Here is a 20,140-nt window from a genome sequence, read left to right on the forward strand (position 1 = left end):
CGGAATTATGAAGAATTTTTTTCAAGAGTTTAAAAATTTTGCTGTTAAAGGCAATATGATAGACCTTGCTGTTGGTATCATTATTGGAACGGCATTCAATAAAGTGGTTAGTACCATTGTATCTGCCATCATCATGCCCCCTTTATCTTTGTTGACGGATGATGTAAATCTATCCAATAAAAAGTGGGTATTAAGAGAGGCTACCGATACTGTTGAGGAAGTTGCTGTAGGGTATGGGGAACTGATAGAATCCTTAATTGATTTTGGAATAATAGCCTTTACCATTTTTGTAATGGTAAAGTTTATCAATAGATTCAAGGAAAAATCGGAAGATCCGGCTAACAAAGAGGTGGAGACACCAAAAAATATTGCTTTATTGTCAAGTATGGAGAATCTGCTTAAGGAACAAAATGAACTTCTTAGAAAACAAAAATAGCACGTTTGTTCAATCATTAATTTTGCCTATTCATAAATAGGCACATAAGATTAGACAACTTATAGAATGGAAGCTTTTATAACTATCTTTACCTAAATTTTTTGATTAATGGATTTTACCAACCCTCTGGTATACGGTGCGCCCGCTTTTATAGCCTTTATTTTATTGGAACTTACATATAGCAAAACCCATGGGGACGATGACCTCTATGATTGGAAGGATTTTGCGGCTAGCAGTGTAATGGGCATTGGTTCTGCAATTATTGGACCTTTGTTAAAAGTAGTTTTGTTAGTTGTACTTTTTGAGTATGCCTATGAACTTTTTAACCCTTTGGTAGATGGCGTTAGGACCAATATTATGGGGTATAAGTCTTTTGGTTATGCTTGGTACGTTTGGTTGCTATGTCAATTGGCAGATGATTTTACCTATTATTGGTTTCATAGGGCCAACCATGAGATACGTATTCTTTGGGCTGCACATATAGTACATCATTCATCAGATAATTTTAATCTAGGTACGGCTATCCGAAACGGATGGTTCACTTTATTGTACAAGCCGTTCTTTTATGTTTGGATGCCAATTGTTGGTTTTCCGGTAGAAATGGTCGTAGTGTGTTTGGCAATTGAATCCTTTTGGCAATTTCAATTACATTCCCAATATGTTCCTAAAATGGGCTTTATCGAGAAAATATTCAATACGCATACCATGCATCAGGTTCACCACGCTCAGAATGTGGAATATTTGGACAAAAATCATGGAGGGTTTTTAAATATTTTTGATAAAATGTTTGGAACTTGGAAAGAATATGATGAAGAAATAGATGTTAAATTTGGAGTAATCCATGCGCCTAATTCCAACAATCCAATTGTAATCTTAACTCATGAGTTTAAGGATATTTGGGCGGATGTTAAAAAATCAAAAAAGCTAAGTCATAAATTAATGTATATTTTTGGGCCTCCTGGTTGGAGCCATGATGGCAGCACAATGACCGTTAAGCAACAGCAGCGTTTGTTCAAAGAGCAAAAGGAAACTAATCCTAAGGTGGCTTTCAATAGGCCAAATTAACACTATTGGATACTTAAAAAAAAAAGGAGGCAAATCGCCTCCTTTTTTTAGTTGAGAGTTTGCGGATTGTTATACTTCCCAGCCTTCTCTGTATTGCCTTCCAACAAATTGGTTGGCTTCTTCCATATTGGTAATTCTCATGTTTTCACCGTCCCAAAGTAATTTTTTACGTGCAAAAAATTCTTTTGCACCTTCTGAGTTTTCTCTTTGTAGCATATAGCTTCTAATGGCCAAGTTGCCCATGAGTACAGTTTCTGTCATAGGACCGGCATAATCAAATGAAGATGTAAGTCCTAAATGTTCCTCACTTCCAAAACCAGCTTTGCAGGCATCTACCCACTTGCGTTGATGCCCATATTCCGGTTCAAGGTTTTCTTCCGTTTCAGGTCCAAATTCAGTAGTACCGTCATTTAAATAAAGCTTGGGCATTAAAGGCGAACTGTCATTGATATTTGTGGAAATAATACCTTTCTCTCCAATTATCAATACTCCATTGGCGCTGCCTTTACCGCCAATATCGTCATTTGCCGGTATAATATCCGGGTGTGATGGACGTATGCCGCCATCGCTCCAAGTCATTTCAATGGGTGATTTTGATTTTTCCGTGGCATCAAAATGTAAGGTTATAAAAGAGGAAGGAGGGCAGCCTTCCGGGTAATAATCCGGAGTCCACATTTTTGAAAAGACAGAAGCTACACTGCACTCTGCATCTTTTGGATATTTTAAGTTCAGTGTCCTAAACGGTATATCAATTAAATGGCATCCTACATCGCCCAATGCACCTGTACCAAAATCCCACCAGCCCCTCCAATTAAATGGGTGCAGATTTGGTATATATTCTCTTTCCGTTGCAGGGCCTAACCATAAATCCCAATTTAATGCGTCTGGTCTTAAACTGGCGTTAGGTTGTGGCATTTCAATACCTTGTGGCCAGACAGGTCTGTTTGTCCATACCTGAACTTTGGAAATTGCGCCAATTTTATCGTCATCTATCCATTGTTGCACCATGCCCAATAGTGGATTGGAGCCTCCTTGGTTCCCCATTTGGGAGACTATTTTATTGTCCCTGGCCATTTGCGTCAATGCCCGTGCTTCCTTAATGTTGTGGGTCATTGGTTTTTGAACATAAACGTGTATACCTCTTTCCATTGCCCATTTTGCGGCAGGCCCGTGTACATGGTCCGGAGTTGAAATTGTTACCGCATCTATATTTTTCTTTTTATCGAGCATTACCCTAAAATCGTCATATAGTTTTGCTTTAGGGAAATTTTCAACACTCTTTGCGGCGCTTCCTGAGAAATCAACATCACATAAGGCAACTACACGTTCCCTACCATTTACGGAAGCATTTTTAATATCGCTGATGCCTTTACCTCCAGCGCCAATGGCCGCTATATTCAAACGGTCGCTTGGAGCAAGAAAACCGGGTCCGCCAAGGACATGTCTTGGTACTATAAAAATTGAGGAGGCCAAAGCGGATTTTTTTACAAAATCCCTACGGTTAAAACCTGCGGATTTTGGTTTATTGTTGTTTTTCATGGTTGGATTTGTTTTGCGTTGAAATAAGTATATCCAATATACGCAAAAGACCCTTGTAAAACAATTGTGATAGTATTGATTACAAGGGTCTTAAATAGGTAAGTATGTCTTTAGTCTATAGGAGCAGTAGGTTTTTTGTTTTTTTTCATTCTTAGGTCAAAAAACTCGACCATAAGTGAAAAGGCAATTGAAAAATAAAGGTAGCCTTTGGGTATGGTGCCAACTTCGTTGCCAAATACAATTAAATGACTTAGATGAGCAGATTCGGCAATAAGCATGAAACCGATCAAGATTAAAAATGAAAGGCCTAGTATTTGAATGGAAGGATGCCTGTTTACAAACTCTCCAACAGGGTTGGCAAAAAGCATCATTATAATAACAGAGATGACCACAGCAACGACCATTAAGACCAGTGCATCATTAGGGTTGGGAGAAATACCGTTGGTCATACCTATTGCGGTTAAAATAGAATCAAATGAAAAAACGATATTAATGACGGTAATCTGCATAATAGCGTTGGTCAAGGATGTGGACCTAGCTTTTTTTACTTCACGTTCGTCATGGCCTTTATCTTCTACTTTTTCGTGTATTTCCTTGGTGCTTTTGTACAATAGAAACAATCCTCCAAGAAATAAAATGATTCCTTGCCCACTTATACCACCGGTTATCCATTCACTGTCAAAAACCCAAAAAGGCTTTTTCATTGAAGTTAACAGGGATATACCGAACAGAAGGACAATACGCATTACCATAGCCAATACCAATCCTAAATTGGTCGCTTTCTTACGCTGTGCGGGTTCAAGTTTACCTGCTGCAATGGAAATAAAAATGATGTTATCGATCCCTAATACAATTTCTAAAAATGTTAAGGTAAGCAATGCGATCCACGCATCTGGATGGGTGAAAATTTCGAACATGGTTAGTTGGTTTTATATGCGGTTCCTGTTTTTACGATCAACTCCTTATTAGGGTCCTTGACGGCACTTTTATACTGGAAAGTGTAGGTAGAGTCAGTAGTGCTAATTATTTTGTATTGAATGGCATTTTTACTGTTAATATCTTGAAGAACAAATTCACAGTCATTATACCACCTTACGGTAGCACTGTCTATTTGATCTTCATAATAGTCTACGCTATACTTTTCATCCCTTATAAATTTCCCCTCTTTTTCAAGCCCATTAATTTCATAGGTAAACGTAAACGTGCCTGTTTTATAAGCTTTACAATTTCGTTCAGGTTCGTAGCAGGAAGTAAGGGTAGCGCAAATTCCTATAGCAATAAAAAAATTTTTAATCATGATGTAAAAATAGGGAAAATAGCGCGTTGGAATTAAAAAAAAATGTGCACTTACTTCTCGCTGTAGGTTTTAAATGTGCCGTCTTTATAAAAAATGATTATACGATCAATGAGACCTTTTTCGTTTGCTTGGGTTGTGGGGGCGAGCGTTTGTGCAGCAGTATGTGGTTCAATTTGTTCTTGTGATGAAGTGGGGAAAGTGCCTTTACCATATAAAAGCCATGGCAAGGCTACTTCTGGAAATGCCTCGTGAATTTTCATCACAAATTCTAGACTAGGTTTATTTCTACCGCTTAATAAATGTGATATGCTGCTACGCTGAACATGTATTGCATCTGCAAATGCTGCAGCGGACAAATTATAATACTCCAGTAGTGCTTTTGTTCTTTTAATAAATGAAGCGGAATCCAGCATGTTTACAAAATTAAGTTTTATGTTATATTTTTAATGTTAAAAATTATAAATTAGGTATTTTTTTAGAAAATATGTTTGAATTATAAATTCATATAATCAAATATATAATATTGATTTATAGTATATTAAGTGTTAAGTTTAATATTTTCAATTATTTTGTTGTCATTTGTGTATTTTGACCCTTATTTAGTAGAGTGAAATTGTTTACAATTGTAAACTTAAGCTGTAGTATTTTTGTGGTTTATTAATAATTTATGGCACTAGTAGATAAAGAGTACAATTTGTTTTATGTATCTGAAATTAAAGGAAGGTATGTTCATTATGACTTTATTAATTCTTTTCTAAATGAGTTACCCAATACTTTTAAAAATGAAGTGATCGGTAAATCCGTTCGTGGTGAGGAAGTAAGGAGTATTACTTTTGGTCAAGGGCCAAATAAAATTTTAATGTGGTCACAAATGCACGGCAATGAATCGACCACAACAAAAGCCGTTCTGGATTTACTTCGTTACTTGGAACACAATGATGAACTGAAGCGAACATGTACTTTAAGAATAATTCCCATACTTAATCCAGATGGAGCTAGGGATTATACCCGGGTAAATGCAAATGGTATAGATCTTAATAGAGATGCCCAAGACCTCTCACAACCGGAAAGTATTATTTTAAAGCAACAGTTTGATTCTTTTTCACCTAATTTTTGTTTTAACCTACATGACCAACGCACCATCTTTAATGTTGGTGATACCAACAAACCAGCAACAGTTTCTTTTCTAGCACCAGCTTTTGACGAAGAACGAAACAATTCCCCTTCTAGGGCGCGCAGCATGCAGTTGATAGCTGCCATGAACGAAACGTTACATGAATTAATTCCCGGTCAAATAGGAAGATATGATGATGGCTTTAATGCTAATTGTGTAGGAGATGCATTTCAAATGAAAGGAATTCCGACCATTTTATTCGAAGCCGGTCACTATCCCGATGATTACTCCAGGGAGCATACCCGTATGTATATTTTCAATGCCTTATTAAAAGCGATAACTACAATTGCCGACAATACTTTAGATCATTATAAGGTTAATGAATATTTGACCATACCTGAAAATAGTAAACAATTTGTAGATATATTAATATACAATTACCCATCAGGTAAATTAAAAGGGCCCGGTATTGAAAATGGAATAGCCGTACAGTATAAGGAGGTTTTAGAAAACGCACAGCTTTTGTTTAAGCCAGAACTTCATGAGTTTGAAAAAATTCCCCAAGTAGTTTTTGGGCATAAAATGATTGATTTTTCTAATGATAAGGACCTAAATTGGCTGAAAGAGCATGGCATATTAAAACTACTTAATTGATATTCATTATCTTATTTCTTTGAAAAAGTAAAATTGTTTACATTTTCATTAAAAAAAATAGAGTTTTGATGCATTTAATGTGATAATTAATTATTTTTGGCAAAAAAAATATTACAATGGGCAAAGTCAAATTAGACGAAATAGACCACCAGATTCTGGATATGTTAATTGATAACACCAGAACTCCTTTTACTGATATTGCAAAAAAACTTTTGATTTCTGCGGGTACGGTACATGTTAGGGTTAAGAAAATGGAAGAGGCAGGAATCATTAAAGGTTCTTCCCTTACATTGGATTATGTAAAGCTAGGATATGCATTTATTGCATATGTTGGTATTTTCTTGGAAAAAACGCATCAGACTAAATTTGTACTAGAACGATTGAACCAAATACCAAATGTGACCATTGCTCACATTACTACGGGCAAATTCAATATATTTTGTAAAATAAGGGCGAAAGATACCACGCATGCCAAGAACATTATTTTCAAAATTGACGATATTGATGGTATAAGTAGAACGGAAACTATGATTTCATTAGAGGAAAGCTTTAATGATAAGAAACGTTTGATGCATACTATTTTTAACGAATTATAATTTGGTTAATACCAATTTGTAAAAGCTCAATTGTTCTATAATTGAGCTTTTTTATTTTATTGAGTGTTTAATTAAGTACCGGAATTATGAGAATTTCAGACCTTCAGGAAAACGAGTTTAATTACTTTTATGCCACTTATCTTAGAACGTTGGACGAGGAAGATGATCTATTAATGGCATTAATACAAGGTAGAGAATGGTTTCAGTCATTTGTGGAGCGGATTTCCGCAGAACAACTGGCTTTCAAATATGGAGAAGGTAAATGGACCATAGCAGAAGTGCTTGTTCATTTGGTGGATACGGAACGTGTATTTCAATACCGTGCCTTTAGAATTTCCAGAAATGACAAGACTCCATTGCCTGGTTTTGAACAGGATGATTATGTCTTGGAAAGTGAAAGCGATCAACTGTCCAAAGAAGATATCTTAAATGATTTCCTTGCTGTACGTGATGCCTCAATTAATTTATTCAAGAATATGAGCCGTAATAAGCTACAGCAAATTGGTACGGCAAGTGGAATGCCTTGGTCAGTTGCCGCTTTAGGACTAGCCATTAGCGGGCACCAGAAACATCATGAACATATTTTACGAGACCGCTATTTGGTCGTTTAATTTAGTTCAAGGTCCATTTCAGATTCGGAGCCTTTTTCAAAGTTTAAGTAAAGGGCTTTAGTCAAATCGTCTGATTGCATAACTTCTTCGGCCGTTTTGCTTTCCAGCTCTTTATCAATATTCTCTTCAAAATTGGCAATAAAGTTAGAAAGGCTTTTACTGATCTTTACCAAGTACAAAGTATCCTCTGTTTTTAATTCTACGGCTTCCACGTAATCCCCATTAATGTTCTTAAAGGTTATGATATCGTCATCACCATATCCATAAGGATATTTTTCTATAAGGAGTGTGGCTAATTTGTGGTCTAATTTCCTGTGGTCAATAAGTCGTCTGGTCATAACTGGTTTAGGTTTAGAAGGTTGTGGTTATCTTTATTCTAAACTAGTCATTAAAACGATTAACGGCCTTAAAGAGTTGTGAAAGTACGGTTTTTGGTATATGAAGTTTTTATTCCTTGTAGTAAGCAAATGCTTGTTTGAACAATTCTACGGGAATTTCAATATCAGCAACGGGTTCACCAATTTTTTTAAGAAGTACAAAATTTACTTTTCCATGAGAATTTTTCTTATCGTACTTCATGAGTTTCAATAGATTGTCAATATCCTCGTTAGAAAAATCAATTTTTGTATAGCGTTCTAAAAATGTGGTTTTTATATCATCCATTGATGATAGCTCAAGGCCAAGTAATTTGTGGGATAAAAAGGCTTCTAAAATCATACCAATGGCAATGGCCTCACCATGTAAAAGCATTTCTTTGGTATCATGGCTCAATAAATAAGATTCGATTGCATGGCCAAGCGTGTGCCCATAGTTAAGGATTTTACGAATATGCTGTTCCGTTGGGTCCTGTAGAACTACTTTATTCTTTATTTCAATAGAAGTTAATATATGGTCTTTCATTTCTTTAAGACCGTTGACCGTTTTTAGCGTATCCCAATACAGAGGGTCTTGTATAAGCCCATGTTTTAACATTTCGGCAAATCCGCTTTGTACCTGTCTTTCTTCCAATGTATCAAGAAAATCAGGAATTACCAGTACCATGACCGGTTGGTTAATTACCCCTATTTGATTTTTTAGGTTGCCCAGGTCTATTCCGGTCTTTCCACCCACAGAAGCGTCTACCATGGATAATAGGGTAGTAGGTACATTAATAAAATCTATTCCTCTCTTAAATGTAGAAGCAATGAACCCGCCCATGTCCGTGAGTACACCACCTCCCAAATTGATCATGACACTTTTGCGATCGGCGCCCAGCTCTGATAAAGCTTCCCAAACACCAATACAGGTATCGATATTCTTATTCGTTTCCCCAGATTCTATTTCAATAATCTCAAAATTATGCTCACCGTTTATTTCTGCCATAAAACTTGGAAAGCAGAGTTCATGGGTGTTTTCATCGACCAGAATAAAAACAGTAGAATATTTTTTTTCTGATAAGTGGGCATTTAATGCCTCAAAGGCTCCCTCGTTAAAATGTACCGCGTAAGAATCTGAAATGATTGAATCCATCAATAAATATGGCTTAATTTATTAGCTATTTATACGCAAAATAAAGGTAATTTTTAGTCTTAGGATTATAAAATCTGTGATTATCTTTGAAAGCTGTAGAAAACTTAATAAATGGACCAGATATTTGAAAATACTGCAACAGCATTTGCGTTAAAGTCAGATTCAGAATTAGAACGAGCCTATTTTCTTTTTAAGATGATTTCAAACGAACCTCTTGTAAAATTAGGTTCGGTAATTACCAATTTTGCATTTAAGGCAAACTTACCTGTAGAAAGTTTGATAAGGGCCACTGTATTTGACCATTTTTGTGGTGGAGTCAATGAGCGCGACTGCCTTCCGGTCGTTGATCGTATGTGGGAAAAAGGGGTATGCTCCGTATTGGATTATTCGGTCGAAGGTAAAGAGGAGGAAGACCCTTTTGATACGGCTACGGAAATTATTTTGACAATTTTGGATTTTGTCAAAGAAAAGGAAGCTATTCCGTTTGCGGTATTTAAGCCAACAGGATTTGGACGTTTTGCGCTGTATCAAAAAATAAGCGAAAAGAAAACATTGACTTCCGATGAAAAAGCAGAATGGCAGCGGGTAGTCAATAGATTTGACAAGGTCTGTAAAAAAGCACACGATTTGGAAGTTTCCTTGCTGATCGATGGTGAAGAAAGTTGGATGCAGGATGCTGCAGATGATTTGGCCGAGGATATGATGCGTAAATACAATAAAAAGAAAAGAATAGTATTCAACACGTTGCAAACCTATAGATGGGATCGTTTGCCGTATTTAAAAGAATTGAAGAAGAGAGCGGAAGAGGAAGGCTTTTTTGTAGGGATGAAAGTTGTTCGTGGTGCCTATATGGAAAAGGAAAACGAGCGAGCCAAGGAAAATGGTTATCCTTCGCCTATTTGCAAAAGTAAGTCAGAAACGGACGATAATTTCAATAATACCATTGCATATATGATCGATAATTTGGAGACTCTTTCCATTTTTGCAGGTACCCATAACGAGGAAAGTTGTTATAGATTGATGGAGTTAATGCAGCAAAAGGGAATTAACAAAAATAATGAGCATATATGGTTTGGTCAATTGTACGGAATGAGTGATCATATTTCTTACAATTTGGCTGCCAATGGATATAACGTTGCCAAATATTTACCATTTGGCCCTGTTCGTGATGTTATGCCTTATTTGATAAGAAGGGCCGATGAAAATACATCTGTTGCCGGTCAGACCAGTAGGGAACTGACATTATTGAAAAAAGAGCGTAAACGTCGTAAAATGTAATTTACTGGGTCGCTACCTTTTGTATAGTGGCCCTTTCCCTACAGTTTTGAACGGTAAAAATATAGTTGCTTTGTTTGCGTTCAGCCTCAATAACATATGTCTTACAGGGAACGGACTCGGTGTCACTTTTACTGAAATCTACATCCCCTTCGGTCAAAATATAGGTAACGTCCGTTGAGTCTAATTGGTATTCCTTAAGTTTTTGCAAGGCTTCATCACTATAATACATTGATTTTGAGCGTATATCCTTTAACGTCCTGCAGTTTGGTAAATAGCAAAAGTAAACGCCTGTCTCATCAGATTTCTTCTTTAAAAACATGGTTAGGAATACTATGCCAATGGACATACCCACCAAATAAAAACCCAATCGTTTTAAAAAATCCATGCTAGCTTATCATTATTTAATCTAATGACCGCGAAATTATGTCTTTTTAAAGGATAGGAAAAATAAAGTGTTGGTTAATCTAAAAAATAAGGAAGTTAATATCGCTGTATTGAAGGTCAAACCATTCACCTACGGATTTATTGGTCAGGATACCGTGATACATATAAAGGCCGTTGCGCAGTCCTTTGTCAAATCGTAACGAATTTTCAAGTCCGCCATCTTCACCTATTTTCAACAAATAAGGTGTAAATATATTACTTATACTTACAGATGCTGTTTTTGGATATCTAGATGGTATATTGGGTACGCCATAATGAATGACCCCAAATTTTTCCTTTGTGGGTTTGTTGTGCGTAGTAATCTCGCTTGTTTCAAAACAACCACCGGTATCTATACTTACGTCAATGATTACAGCCCCTTTTTTCATGTGTTCCACCATGGTACTGGATACTACGACCGGTGACCTATCCTTACCACGTGTTGCGCCAATGGCTACATCACACCTTTTTAAGGCCTTCAACAAATTTTTTGGCTGTATGGTAGAAGTGTAAACGGTTTGTTTAAGATTGGTCTGTATATTTCTAAGCTTGGTAATAGAATTGTCAAAAACCTTAACATTGGCACCGATTCCTATGGCGGATCGTGCCGCAAATTCGCCAACGGTACCAGCACCTATAATTACTACTTCAACAGGAGGTACGCCACTTATATTCCCAAACATTAGACCGTTGCCCTTGTTATTTGCCGCCATTAATTCCGCCGCGATCAATACCGAAGAAATTCCTGCAATTTCACTTAGTGAACGTACGGCAGGGTATTTGCCTTCTTCATCACGAATATATTCAAATGCAATTGCCGTAATTCTCTTACGGGCAAGTTCTTCAAAATAGGCCTTGTACTGTGTCTTTATCTGTAAGGCAGAAATAATTACCGTCTGTGGATTTATATGGCTTATTTCAGATAAGGTAGGCGGTTCAACCTTTAATATTAAAGGACAGGCAAATACCTTTTTAGTGTCTCTTGTGATTTCGCCTCCCGCTTTGGTATAATCCAAATCAGAGTAATGCGCTCCTTCACCTGCTCCTGACTCTATTAAAACACGATGGCCGTTAGAAGTTATTGCATTAACGGCGTCCGGGGTTAGGCAAATACGTTTTTCATGATTTTGATTTTCCTTGGGAATACCTATAAACAATTCTCCTTTTTGTCTATATACTTCTAACGTTTCTTCTTGTGGAAGTAATTGTTGTTTACTAAATGGGGAAGCGGGTTGGTTCATAAGAAAAATGTACGTTGTTCAAATCTAAGACCTGAAACTCAAATGTACAATTTTTAAGATAATCTATATAGGGATTATATCACGTGAGATAACCTAGAATTTAAAATTCAACCATCCTTGTAATCGGTCCTGAATTCCTTTTAGGAAAGTTTCAATACTGTTCGTTGAAAGTTTAGTGTTTACTTTATCGGCCAAAGACATGGTGCTTTCATCCTCTTTCTCAACAGTATTATCAACACTAGTATTTTGGTCTTCAGCTTGGATTCCTTTCATTTTTAATTCTTCCAATTCTGCATCCATGGCCTCCAAGTCAATACCGTGCACATGCTTGTCATACAATTTAATCCTAATGAAATACACAAAGGGAATTGTAATCATACAAATCGGAATTAACCACCATATATTTTCAGTATCCACATAGTTATCCGAATCATATATAACCTCGAATAACTGAAATGCATACATTGCAATTGGAATAATAATTATGTGATACCACCAATCACGAGAGGTGAGAAACCAAAAAATAAATAAATACAATGGAACTACTTTAGAGGTTAGAAACCATAAGTATGTTGAAGCATCAGAAAATCCATTTCCGTCTAAAGTCAAACCTAAAATTGAAACTTCACCATTTGAATCATATGGTAGATAATCATATGTTTTATAAAGAAAAGGTGAAATTGCAATAAAAAATACCAGAAGAGATTCTAAAAATATCTTCTTCTTGGCTTTCTTTTTATTTGTTTTATTAGTCATTGACAAAATAGTATTACTATATGTTAACGACCATATTTGTTAATTATTATGTAAAAAAAAAGAGCAATTAAATTGCTCTTTTTAATAAAAAAATATAATCGTTATATTTTCTTGGTCAACTTCCTTTTGTCAACATTTAAACCTTGATTATCAATGTCAACTATTGGTGCTGCAATTGCTAAAAGGAATACGCCTAAAGCGATAGTTGCTAAGAATGTTCTTTTGTTTTTCATTTTCAAGGGGTTTTTGGTTATACAAATATTTAGTTCTCCTTACAAACGTAAGAAATAATGTACTACAATGAAGTATTTGAACGTTAAAATTATGCATTTTAACGGAAAAAATATACATTTTAACGAATTCCGTGCTATTCATCGATTAAACACAATAAAAATCGATGTAAAACGATGTAGGAAATTTTATTTGTTCACTGAAAACACACCATGCAAAGGATTAATTCTATTCCATTTTGGTTACACCAACCTAAGTTTTCTAGTTTTTTGGTCTAAAATTTCTATTTTGAGGGTGTGCATATTTTCGGGTGTTAAATTGGGTATTTTTTCTGGCCACTCCATAAATATCCATGCGTTGGACTGTAAATAGTCATCCAGTCCCATATCGAGTGCTTCGGTTTCATCTTTTAAACGGTAAAAGTCAAAATGATAAGCTAATAGTTCGCCATTATCTAATTGGTACTCGTTCACTATACCAAAAGTAGGACTGCTCACATTGTCCGTACTGCCCAATTCTCTCACCAAAGCTTTGATCAATGTAGTTTTTCCTGCACCCATGGGAGCATAAAAGGCCAATATTTTACTATCCATATATTCAAGTATGGTCCTAGCAATGGAAGGTAGGTCCTGCTCCGTATAAATAAGTTCCATGTATTCAAATCTATTTAGGTTCCAAAACTACAAAAGGTATAATCATCTCTTCTAATGAAACTCCGCCATGTTGGTAGGTATTTCTATAGTAGCTTACGTAGTGGTTATAATTATTTGGGTAAGCAAAGAAAAAGTCATTTTTTGCAAAAATATAAGAACTACTCATATTTATACTTGGTAGATATATAGATTTTGGATCCTTTGCAGCTAGCACTTCATTTTTTTCATACGTAAGACTTCTGCCAGTTTTATAACGAAGATTAGAACTTGTATCTCTGTCGCCAACGACTTTTGAAGGTGATTTTACGTTTATAGTGCCATGGTCAGTGGTAATAATCAATTTCATACCCAAGGTCTGTGCCTGTTGAATAATCTCTAACATAGGTGAATTCTTGAACCAACTTGTGGTTAAAGACCTATAAGATTTATCGTTAGAAGCCAATTCTTTTATTACCTCCATTTCCGTTTTAGAATGCGAAAGCATATCTACGAAATTGTATACGATCACCGTTAAGTCGTTATCTTTTTGCGATTTAAAATTCTGACTTAAATGTTTTCCTTGTTTTAAACTGCTGATTTTATGGTATTCCCATTTTAAATCTAAACCTAGTCTTTTTAACTGTGCACCTAAAAACTTGTCTTCAAATAAGTTTTTACCGCCATCATCTGTATCGTTTTTCCACCATTCTGGATATTTTTTTTCCATGTCAAGGGGAGTCAAACCTGAGAATATCGCATTACGTGCATATTGCGTAGCGGTTGGCAGTATACTGTAATAGGTGTCTTCTTTTTTCTTTTTATAAAAAGAGTTAACCGTTTCCTCAAAAGCATACCACTGATCATAGCGTAGGTTATCTACTACTATCAATAAGGTTTTTGAATCTTTGATTTCGGGCGCAATCCATTCTTTAAATATGGTGTGAGACATTACTGGCGCATCTGAATCTGTAAACCAATCTTCATAATTACGTTCTACAAATTTTCCGAATTGTTGATTTGCTTCCGTTTTTTGAGATTCTAAAATTTCAAACATTCCGCTGTCCTCAATTTCCTCTAACTGCAATTCCCAATAAATTAGTTTTTTATATAAATCTGCCCATTCTTGATACGAGTTGACCATTGAAAGATCTATCGCTATCTTTCTGAATTCTTGCTGGTAGTTGCTAGTAGTTTTTTCTGAAACTAATCTTGAGTGGTCTAAGTTCTTTTTTAAGGAAAGCAGAATCTGATTCGGATTTACAGGTTTTATAAGATAATCGGCGATTTTAGAACCAATAGCCTCTTCCATAATAAATTCTTCTTCACTCTTGGTAATCATTACAACAGGTAAAGAGCTATCGATAACCTTAATTTCAGATAAGGTTTCCAAACCAGAAATACCAGGCATATTTTCATCTAAAAAAACGATGTCTACCCTAGTTTTTGCTAACTCTTCTAAAGCCTCTTGCCCACTTAAACAGGTAATTACCTCATAATTCTTTGATTCTAAAAAGATGATATGGGGCTTGAGTAGATCAATTTCATCATCTACCCATAATATTTTTATTTTGTTCATTCAATTATTATTTGACGATTATCAAATTCTATGCTGATGCTTTTGTATAACTTTGAACTGTTAATTGCAGAAAAGACATACCTATCTTGAAAACATCGAACAAACTGAAAATCTTTAATGATCCAATTTACGGATTTATTAGAATTCCAAATACACGCATATTTGACCTGATTGCTGAACCCTATTTTCAACGACTTCGCAGAATTTCTCAAGTTGGCCTTTCGTATCTGGTTTATCCAGGGGCGCACCATACACGTTTTCATCATGCCTTGGGTTGTATGTATCTTATGCAAAAATCTATTCAAGTGCTTCGTTTTAAGGGGGTTGAAATAAATAATAAAGAGGAAAACGGTTTATTGGAGGCTATACTTTTGCATGATATTGGGCATGGTCCTTTTTCCCATGCCATGGAACATAGTATTGTTGAAGGGGTAAGCCACGAGTTTATTTCGCTACAATTCATGAAAGAACTCAACGACCGATTTAACGGAAGTTTAACGGAAGCCATTTCTATATTCACCGGAAAACATCCTAAAAAGTTTTTAATTCAATTGGTTTCCAGTCAGTTGGATATGGATCGGTTGGATTATCTAAAGCGGGACAGTTTTTATACCGGTGTGGCAGAGGGTAATACCAATGCAGAACGATTGATTACCATGCTTAACGTTGTGGACGGTAATTTGGTCGTTGAGGAAAAAGGTACCTATTCCGTAGAAAAATTTTTAATGGCCAGGCGTTTCATGTATTGGCAGGTTTATTTGCACAAAACAGGTGTTGCTGCAGAGCAGATCTTAATCAATATCCTAAAAAGGGCTCGTTTTCTTTTAAATAAAGGTCAAGAATTGCACTGTTCACAACCTTTACTTTATTTCCTGACGCATGCAATAAATAAGGATAATTTTAATACTAAGACCTTGAACACTTTTGCCAAATTGGATGATATCGATATTCTTTCTGCTTTAAAGGAGTGGCAGCATCATAAGGATTTTGTGCTCTCATCACTTTGTGAAATGATCATAGATAGAAAATTGTTGCATATAAAACTTAAGAAAGAACCTATAAGCAATCGTAAATTCAGTATAAAATTCAATAAAATAAAGGAGAAATATAAATTGACCGATGAGGAAACCTCCTATTTTGTTTTTAAGGGGGAACTAACTAATAAAGCTTACGATAGGGAGTATCAAAACATTAATATTCTTAGAAAAAATGGCAAAATTACAGATGTTGCCAAACTGTCAGATCATCTAAATCTCAACGCACTTTCCAAAACGGTCACCAAATATTATATCTGCTACCCCAAAGTGGCAGTTTAACTATTTTTGTTACTTTTACGCACATGAAATTTACAGCCGGTCAAATTGCGGGTATTTTAGAAGGAGAAGTACATGGAAATCCAGATATTACCGTGTACAAACTTGCAAAAATTGAGGATGGGGAAGATGGATCCCTTACCTTTTTGGCTAATCCTAAATACACTTCTTTTATATATAAGACCAAGGCTTCAATTACTATTGTAAATAAGAATTTTGTTCCAGAACAGGATATTACTACCACTTTAATCAAGGTAGATGATGCTTATAAATCCTTTTCAAAATTATTGGAATACTACAATCAGGTCAAAAACAACAAGTTGGGTATAGAAGCCCCGATCTTTAAGTCAGATTCCGCAACATACGGACAGGATATTTATTTGGGTGCCTTTAGTTATTTGGGCAACAATGTTCGTTTGGGCGATAATGTAAAGGTTTATCCTAATGTATATATTGGCGATAATGTTACCGTTGGGAACAATGTAACCATTTTTGCTGGTGCCAAAATATATTCAGAAACAGTTATCGGAGACAATTGTGTAGTTCATAGCGGAGTAATCTTAGGAGCCGATGGTTTTGGATTTACCCCAAATGAATCTGGTGAATTTACCAAAGTTCCGCAGACGGGGAACGTAATATTGGAAAGTAATGTAGACGTTGGTGCGGGTACTACCATTGATCGTGCCACTCTGGGTTCTACTATATTGAGAAAAGGGGTAAAGCTAGACAATCAAATACAGATCGCCCATAATGTAGAAATTGGTGAACATACCGTAATTGCGGCCCAAACGGGTATTGCGGGATCTACAAAAATTGGGAAACATTGTATGATTGGTGGCCAAGTAGGTATTGTAGGCCATATTGTCATTGGAGATTATGTTAAGATACAGGCTCAGTCCGGTATAGGAAGAAACGTTAAGGATCATGAGGTATTACAGGGTTCGCCAGCTTTAAATTATGGCGATTATAATAAATCCTATGTGCATTTTAAGAACTTACCAAAAATAATAAGTAGAATCGACACTTTAGAAAAGAAAGACTGACGATGAGTACAGCAAACAACAAACAGAGAACCATAGGAAAAAAAGTGAGTCTAACAGGAGTTGGCTTACATACGGGAAGCGATGTCACTATAAGTTTTTTGCCGGCAGAGGAAAATCACGGCTATAAGTTTAAAAGGGTAGACCTGGAGGGAGAGCCTATAATACCTGCAGATGCCAATCTTGTAGTGAATACACAACGAGGTACTAACCTAGAAAAGAACGGTGTTAAGATACAGACTTCTGAGCATGTATTGGCCGCTTTGGTGGGTCTGGAAATTGACAATGTGCTCATTGAATTGAATGCGGCCGAACCACCTATAATGGACGGCTCCTCCAAATTTTTTGTAAAGGTCCTTGAAGATGCCGGGGTAGTGGAGCAAGAAGCTGAACGGGAGGAATATATCGTAAAGGAGGTCATAAGCTATAAGGATGAGGACACGGGAAGTGAGATTACCATTATCCCGTCTGATGAATACCAACTTATGACCATGGTAGATTTTGGGACCAAAGTACTGGGGACCCAAAATGCTACTTTAGATAATATATCCGATTTTAAGTCAGAAATAGCCAATGCCCGTACTTTCAGCTTTTTGCACGAGTTGGAAATGCTATTGGAAAACGGACTTATAAAGGGAGGAGATTTAAACAATGCCATTGTATACGTAGACAAGGAAATTTCTGAGGCAACGATGACGAAACTGGAAAAGGCATTCGATAAAAAGAAGTTATCCGTAAAGGCCAACGGTATCTTGGACAATTTGACCCTTCATCATCCAAATGAGGCCGCCAGACATAAATTACTGGATGTTATTGGTGATTTGGCATTGATAGGCACACGTATTCGTGGTAAGGTCATAGCCAATAAACCTGGGCATTATGTAAATAACCAGTTTGCTAAAAAATTGGCTCAGATCATAAAAATAGAAAGAAGAAACAAAGTTCCTAAATACGACTTGAACCTTCCGCCGTTAATGGATATCCATCAGATTATGGATATGTTACCACATAGGCCTCCTTTTTTGTTGATCGATCGTATTATAGAACTTTCAGATGAGCATGTGGTTGGTATGAAGAACGTTACCATGAACGAACCTTTTTTTGTAGGTCATTTTCCTGGTGCACCGGTCATGCCGGGCGTTCTACAGGTAGAGGCAATGGCCCAAACCGGCGGAATCCTGGTCTTGAGTACGGTACCTGATCCGGAGAACTATTTAACCCTGTTCATGAAAATTGATAAAGTTAAATTTAAGCGCCAAGTACTACCTGGTGATACATTGATATTCCATTGTAGCTTAATAACCCCTATAAGAAGGGGTATCTGTCATATGCAAGCATACGCCTATGCCAACGACAAACTGGTCAGTGAGGCAGAGCTTATGGCACAAATAGTTAAAAGAACATAGTATGAACCAACCATTGGCCTATATACATCCGGGCGCAAAAATTGCTAAAAATGTTGTGGTAGAACCATTTACTACAATTCATAATAATGTCACTATTGGTGATGGTACCTGGATCGGCTCCAATGTAACGATAATGGAAGGGGCCCGTATTGGTAAAAATTGTAATATTTTTCCAGGGGCCGTCATATCCGCTTCACCACAGGACCTTAAATATGATAATGAGGATACTACCGTGGTCATTGGTGATAATACTACCATTAGGGAGTGTGCCACGATCCACAAGGGAACTGCGGACCGTATGAAAACGGTAATTGGTAAAAATTGCCTGATTATGGCATATTGCCACGTAGCCCATGACTGTCTGGTAGGCGATAACTGTATTTTTTCAAATAATTCTACTTTGGCAGGTCATGTAACCGTTGGTGATAACGTCATATTGGCCGGTTTGGTGGCCGTGCATCAATTTGTTTCCGTAGGTCAACATGCTTTTGTAACGGGTGGATCTTTGGTTAGAAAAGATGTCCCACCTTACGTAAAGGCAGCGCGTGAGCCTTTATCCTATGTTGGTATTAATTCCGTAGGGTTAAGAAGAAGGGGGTTTGAATCTGATAAAATCAGGGAAATACAGAATATCTATAGAATTCTATATCAAAAAAACTATAATAATACCCAAGCGGTTCAGATTATAGAAGCTGAAATGGAAGCAACCCCGGAGAGGGATGAAATTCTTCAGTTTATAAGAGATTCCCAACGTGGAATAATGAAAGGATATTTCAGCAACAATTAATTTATTATAAACTTTTAGTTAACTACAATAACAACAATTACTCATGGCATCTACATCAGATATACGAAAAGGATTATGCATCAGATATAACAATGATATTTATAAGATCATTGAATTCCTACATGTAAAACCGGGTAAAGGCCCTGCTTTCGTACGTACTAAATTAAAAAGCGTTTCTACAGGTAAAGTATTGGATAATACATTTTCTGCTGGCCATAAAATAGAGGACGTTCGTGTAGAGACCCGTTCGTATCAATATTTATATCCAGAAGGTGAAACATATCACTTTATGAATACTGATGACTACAACCAGATCACTTTACAGGAAAGCTCACTTGATGCTCCCGGTCTATTAAAGGAAGGGGAAGTCGTTAAGATAATGTTCAATACCGAGGACAGCATGCCATTATCCGTTGATATGCCTGCAAGTGTTATATTGGAAGTAACTTATACCGAACCAGGCGTAAAGGGCAATACAGCTACGAACGCTACTAAACCGGCAAAGGTGGAAACAGGGGCAGAAGTAAATGTGCCATTGTTCATTAATGAAGGTGATAAAATTAAGATAGATACTGCTACAGGTTCTTACATGGAACGTGTTAAGGAGTAATAACGACCATATTGGTTCAATAAATA

At 36.4% G+C, this 20,140-nt stretch carries 23 protein-coding genes; 11 read left to right on the top strand and 12 right to left on the bottom strand.

The genetic code is table 11. The annotated features are described in order from the left end of the window. Positions 1 to 7: 7 nt before the first annotated feature. Positions 8 to 436: a large-conductance mechanosensitive channel protein MscL gene (gene mscL, locus JM81_RS01735; protein ID WP_144800442.1), complete on the top strand. Its 429-nt coding sequence runs from the start codon at positions 8 to 10 to the stop codon at positions 434 to 436. Between the two features lie 108 nt (positions 437 to 544). Beyond that, positions 545 to 1,501: a sterol desaturase family protein gene (locus tag JM81_RS01740; protein WP_144800443.1), complete on the top strand. Its 957-nt coding sequence runs from the start codon at positions 545 to 547 to the stop codon at positions 1,499 to 1,501. Between the two features lie 69 nt (positions 1,502 to 1,570). On the opposite strand, the gene JM81_RS01745 is transcribed toward JM81_RS01740, so the two are convergent. The 4 genes from JM81_RS01745 to JM81_RS01760 all read right to left on the bottom strand — a co-directional run bounded on the left by JM81_RS01745 (position 1,571) and on the right by JM81_RS01760 (position 4,750). Beyond that, positions 1,571 to 3,040 carry a Gfo/Idh/MocA family protein gene (locus JM81_RS01745; RefSeq protein ID WP_089260489.1) on the bottom strand — a complete coding sequence of 490 codons (1,470 nt, stop codon included), beginning with the start codon at positions 3,038 to 3,040 and terminating at the stop codon, positions 1,571 to 1,573. Positions 3,041 to 3,150: 110 nt separating this feature from the next. Continuing rightward, positions 3,151 to 3,957: a TerC family protein gene (locus JM81_RS01750; RefSeq protein ID WP_144800444.1), complete on the bottom strand. Its 807-nt coding sequence runs from the start codon at positions 3,955 to 3,957 to the stop codon at positions 3,151 to 3,153. A gap of 2 nt (positions 3,958 to 3,959) precedes the next feature. Beyond that, positions 3,960 to 4,337 carry a hypothetical protein gene (locus JM81_RS01755; protein ID WP_089260487.1) on the bottom strand — a complete coding sequence of 126 codons (378 nt, stop codon included), beginning with the start codon at positions 4,335 to 4,337 and terminating at the stop codon, positions 3,960 to 3,962. 50 nt (positions 4,338 to 4,387) lie between these two features. Then, the gene (locus tag JM81_RS01760; RefSeq protein WP_089260486.1) at positions 4,388 to 4,750 is read right to left on the bottom strand and encodes a helix-turn-helix domain-containing protein; all 363 of its coding nucleotides are present in this window, start codon (positions 4,748 to 4,750) and stop codon (positions 4,388 to 4,390) included. Between the two features lie 254 nt (positions 4,751 to 5,004). Here JM81_RS01760 and JM81_RS01765 point away from each other — a divergent pair, with 254 nt between their 5' ends. The 3 genes from JM81_RS01765 to JM81_RS01775 all read left to right on the top strand — a co-directional run bounded on the left by JM81_RS01765 (position 5,005) and on the right by JM81_RS01775 (position 7,312). After that, entirely contained in the window at positions 5,005 to 6,105 is a 1,101-nt protein-coding gene (locus JM81_RS01765) for a M14 metallopeptidase family protein (RefSeq protein WP_144800445.1), read from the top strand. 116 nt (positions 6,106 to 6,221) lie between these two features. Next, positions 6,222 to 6,701 carry an Lrp/AsnC family transcriptional regulator gene (locus JM81_RS01770; protein ID WP_027066901.1) on the top strand — a complete coding sequence of 160 codons (480 nt, stop codon included), beginning with the start codon at positions 6,222 to 6,224 and terminating at the stop codon, positions 6,699 to 6,701. 86 nt (positions 6,702 to 6,787) lie between these two features. Then, entirely contained in the window at positions 6,788 to 7,312 is a 525-nt protein-coding gene (locus JM81_RS01775; RefSeq protein ID WP_089260484.1) for a DinB family protein, read from the top strand. Here the strand turns inward: JM81_RS01775 and JM81_RS01780 are convergent. Together JM81_RS01780 and aroB are read right to left on the bottom strand one after the other, a co-directional pair. After that, a complete protein-coding gene (locus JM81_RS01780; RefSeq protein ID WP_089260483.1) occupies positions 7,309 to 7,650 on the bottom strand; it encodes a hypothetical protein in 342 nt (113 codons plus the stop codon). The two genes, JM81_RS01775 and JM81_RS01780, sit on opposite strands and share 4 nt — an antisense overlap. A gap of 109 nt (positions 7,651 to 7,759) precedes the next feature. Further along, complete coding sequence (gene aroB / locus JM81_RS01785; protein ID WP_144800446.1) at positions 7,760 to 8,821, bottom strand: 3-dehydroquinate synthase; 1,062 nt, start codon at positions 8,819 to 8,821, stop codon at positions 7,760 to 7,762. 111 nt (positions 8,822 to 8,932) lie between these two features. On the opposite strand from aroB, the gene JM81_RS01790 reads away from it, so the two are divergent. Further along, positions 8,933 to 10,099, top strand: a complete 1,167-nt coding sequence (locus JM81_RS01790; protein WP_144800447.1) for a proline dehydrogenase family protein — start codon at positions 8,933 to 8,935, stop codon at positions 10,097 to 10,099. Position 10,100: 1 nt separating this feature from the next. Here JM81_RS01790 and JM81_RS01795 read toward each other — a convergent pair whose 3' ends face one another. The 6 genes from JM81_RS01795 to JM81_RS01815 all read right to left on the bottom strand — a co-directional run bounded on the left by JM81_RS01795 (position 10,101) and on the right by JM81_RS01815 (position 14,958). Continuing rightward, positions 10,101 to 10,484 (bottom strand): DUF4258 domain-containing protein, encoded by a 384-nt coding sequence (locus JM81_RS01795; protein ID WP_144800448.1) that lies wholly within the window; start codon positions 10,482 to 10,484, stop codon positions 10,101 to 10,103. Positions 10,485 to 10,563: 79 nt separating this feature from the next. Next, a complete protein-coding gene (locus tag JM81_RS01800; RefSeq protein WP_089260479.1) occupies positions 10,564 to 11,763 on the bottom strand; it encodes an alanine dehydrogenase in 1,200 nt (399 codons plus the stop codon). A gap of 93 nt (positions 11,764 to 11,856) precedes the next feature. Further along, entirely contained in the window at positions 11,857 to 12,519 is a 663-nt protein-coding gene (locus JM81_RS01805; RefSeq protein WP_144800449.1) for a hypothetical protein, read from the bottom strand. Between the two features lie 101 nt (positions 12,520 to 12,620). Further along, complete coding sequence (locus JM81_RS18560) at positions 12,621 to 12,752, bottom strand: hypothetical protein (RefSeq protein WP_261374933.1); 132 nt, start codon at positions 12,750 to 12,752, stop codon at positions 12,621 to 12,623. Positions 12,753 to 12,992: 240 nt separating this feature from the next. After that, on the bottom strand, positions 12,993 to 13,403 hold the full coding sequence (gene tsaE, locus JM81_RS01810; RefSeq protein WP_144800450.1) for a tRNA (adenosine(37)-N6)-threonylcarbamoyltransferase complex ATPase subunit type 1 TsaE: 411 nt from the start codon (positions 13,401 to 13,403) through the stop codon (positions 12,993 to 12,995). A gap of 10 nt (positions 13,404 to 13,413) precedes the next feature. Next, positions 13,414 to 14,958, bottom strand: coding sequence for a PglZ domain-containing protein (locus JM81_RS01815; protein WP_144800451.1), 1,545 nt, complete (start codon positions 14,956 to 14,958; stop codon positions 13,414 to 13,416). A gap of 86 nt (positions 14,959 to 15,044) precedes the next feature. Between JM81_RS01815 and JM81_RS01820 the strand changes: the two genes are divergently transcribed. Genes JM81_RS01820 through efp form a run of 5 tightly spaced genes read left to right on the top strand, consistent with a single transcriptional unit; the run spans position 15,045 to position 20,114 of the window. Further along, entirely contained in the window at positions 15,045 to 16,274 is a 1,230-nt protein-coding gene (locus tag JM81_RS01820) for an HD domain-containing protein (RefSeq protein ID WP_144800452.1), read from the top strand. 23 nt (positions 16,275 to 16,297) lie between these two features. Beyond that, a complete protein-coding gene (gene lpxD / locus JM81_RS01825) occupies positions 16,298 to 17,314 on the top strand; it encodes a UDP-3-O-(3-hydroxymyristoyl)glucosamine N-acyltransferase (protein ID WP_144800453.1) in 1,017 nt (338 codons plus the stop codon). A 2-nt stretch (positions 17,315 to 17,316) separates the two neighbouring features. Further along, positions 17,317 to 18,717, top strand: a complete 1,401-nt coding sequence (locus tag JM81_RS01830; protein ID WP_089260472.1) for a bifunctional UDP-3-O-[3-hydroxymyristoyl] N-acetylglucosamine deacetylase/3-hydroxyacyl-ACP dehydratase — start codon at positions 17,317 to 17,319, stop codon at positions 18,715 to 18,717. A gap of 1 nt (position 18,718) precedes the next feature. Beyond that, on the top strand, positions 18,719 to 19,504 hold the full coding sequence (gene lpxA, locus JM81_RS01835; RefSeq protein ID WP_089260471.1) for an acyl-ACP--UDP-N-acetylglucosamine O-acyltransferase: 786 nt from the start codon (positions 18,719 to 18,721) through the stop codon (positions 19,502 to 19,504). 43 nt (positions 19,505 to 19,547) lie between these two features. Beyond that, a complete protein-coding gene (gene efp, locus JM81_RS01840) occupies positions 19,548 to 20,114 on the top strand; it encodes an elongation factor P (RefSeq protein ID WP_089260470.1) in 567 nt (188 codons plus the stop codon). The last annotated feature ends 26 nt before the right edge of the window (positions 20,115 to 20,140 follow it).

The organism is Maribacter sp. MAR_2009_72, from assembly GCF_007827235.1.
Taxonomy (GTDB): domain Bacteria; phylum Bacteroidota; class Bacteroidia; order Flavobacteriales; family Flavobacteriaceae; genus Maribacter; species Maribacter sedimenticola.

Excerpts from the sequence above, each read along its gene's own strand:
- mscL (WP_144800442.1), top strand. The coding sequence starts at position 8 with ATGAAGAATTTTTTTCAAGAGTTTAAAAATTTTGCTGTTAAAGGCAAT.
- JM81_RS01740 (WP_144800443.1), top strand. The coding sequence starts at position 545 with ATGGATTTTACCAACCCTCTGGTATACGGTGCGCCCGCTTTTATAGCC.
- JM81_RS01745 (WP_089260489.1), bottom strand. The coding sequence starts at position 3,040 with ATGAAAAACAACAATAAACCAAAATCCGCAGGTTTTAACCGTAGGGAT.
- JM81_RS01750 (WP_144800444.1), bottom strand. The coding sequence starts at position 3,957 with ATGTTCGAAATTTTCACCCATCCAGATGCGTGGATCGCATTGCTTACC.
- JM81_RS01755 (WP_089260487.1), bottom strand. The coding sequence starts at position 4,337 with ATGATTAAAAATTTTTTTATTGCTATAGGAATTTGCGCTACCCTTACT.
- JM81_RS01760 (WP_089260486.1), bottom strand. The coding sequence starts at position 4,750 with ATGCTGGATTCCGCTTCATTTATTAAAAGAACAAAAGCACTACTGGAG.
- JM81_RS01765 (WP_144800445.1), top strand. The coding sequence starts at position 5,005 with ATGGCACTAGTAGATAAAGAGTACAATTTGTTTTATGTATCTGAAATT.
- JM81_RS01770 (WP_027066901.1), top strand. The coding sequence starts at position 6,222 with ATGGGCAAAGTCAAATTAGACGAAATAGACCACCAGATTCTGGATATG.
- JM81_RS01775 (WP_089260484.1), top strand. The coding sequence starts at position 6,788 with ATGAGAATTTCAGACCTTCAGGAAAACGAGTTTAATTACTTTTATGCC.
- JM81_RS01780 (WP_089260483.1), bottom strand. The coding sequence starts at position 7,650 with ATGACCAGACGACTTATTGACCACAGGAAATTAGACCACAAATTAGCC.
- aroB (WP_144800446.1), bottom strand. The coding sequence starts at position 8,821 with ATGGATTCAATCATTTCAGATTCTTACGCGGTACATTTTAACGAGGGA.
- JM81_RS01790 (WP_144800447.1), top strand. The coding sequence starts at position 8,933 with ATGGACCAGATATTTGAAAATACTGCAACAGCATTTGCGTTAAAGTCA.
- JM81_RS01795 (WP_144800448.1), bottom strand. The coding sequence starts at position 10,484 with ATGGATTTTTTAAAACGATTGGGTTTTTATTTGGTGGGTATGTCCATT.
- JM81_RS01800 (WP_089260479.1), bottom strand. The coding sequence starts at position 11,763 with ATGAACCAACCCGCTTCCCCATTTAGTAAACAACAATTACTTCCACAA.
- JM81_RS01805 (WP_144800449.1), bottom strand. The coding sequence starts at position 12,519 with ATGACTAATAAAACAAATAAAAAGAAAGCCAAGAAGAAGATATTTTTA.
- JM81_RS18560 (WP_261374933.1), bottom strand. The coding sequence starts at position 12,752 with ATGAAAAACAAAAGAACATTCTTAGCAACTATCGCTTTAGGCGTATTC.
- tsaE (WP_144800450.1), bottom strand. The coding sequence starts at position 13,403 with ATGGAACTTATTTATACGGAGCAGGACCTACCTTCCATTGCTAGGACC.
- JM81_RS01815 (WP_144800451.1), bottom strand. The coding sequence starts at position 14,958 with ATGAACAAAATAAAAATATTATGGGTAGATGATGAAATTGATCTACTC.
- lpxD (WP_144800453.1), top strand. The coding sequence starts at position 16,298 with ATGAAATTTACAGCCGGTCAAATTGCGGGTATTTTAGAAGGAGAAGTA.
- JM81_RS01830 (WP_089260472.1), top strand. The coding sequence starts at position 17,317 with ATGAGTACAGCAAACAACAAACAGAGAACCATAGGAAAAAAAGTGAGT.
- lpxA (WP_089260471.1), top strand. The coding sequence starts at position 18,719 with ATGAACCAACCATTGGCCTATATACATCCGGGCGCAAAAATTGCTAAA.
- efp (WP_089260470.1), top strand. The coding sequence starts at position 19,548 with ATGGCATCTACATCAGATATACGAAAAGGATTATGCATCAGATATAAC.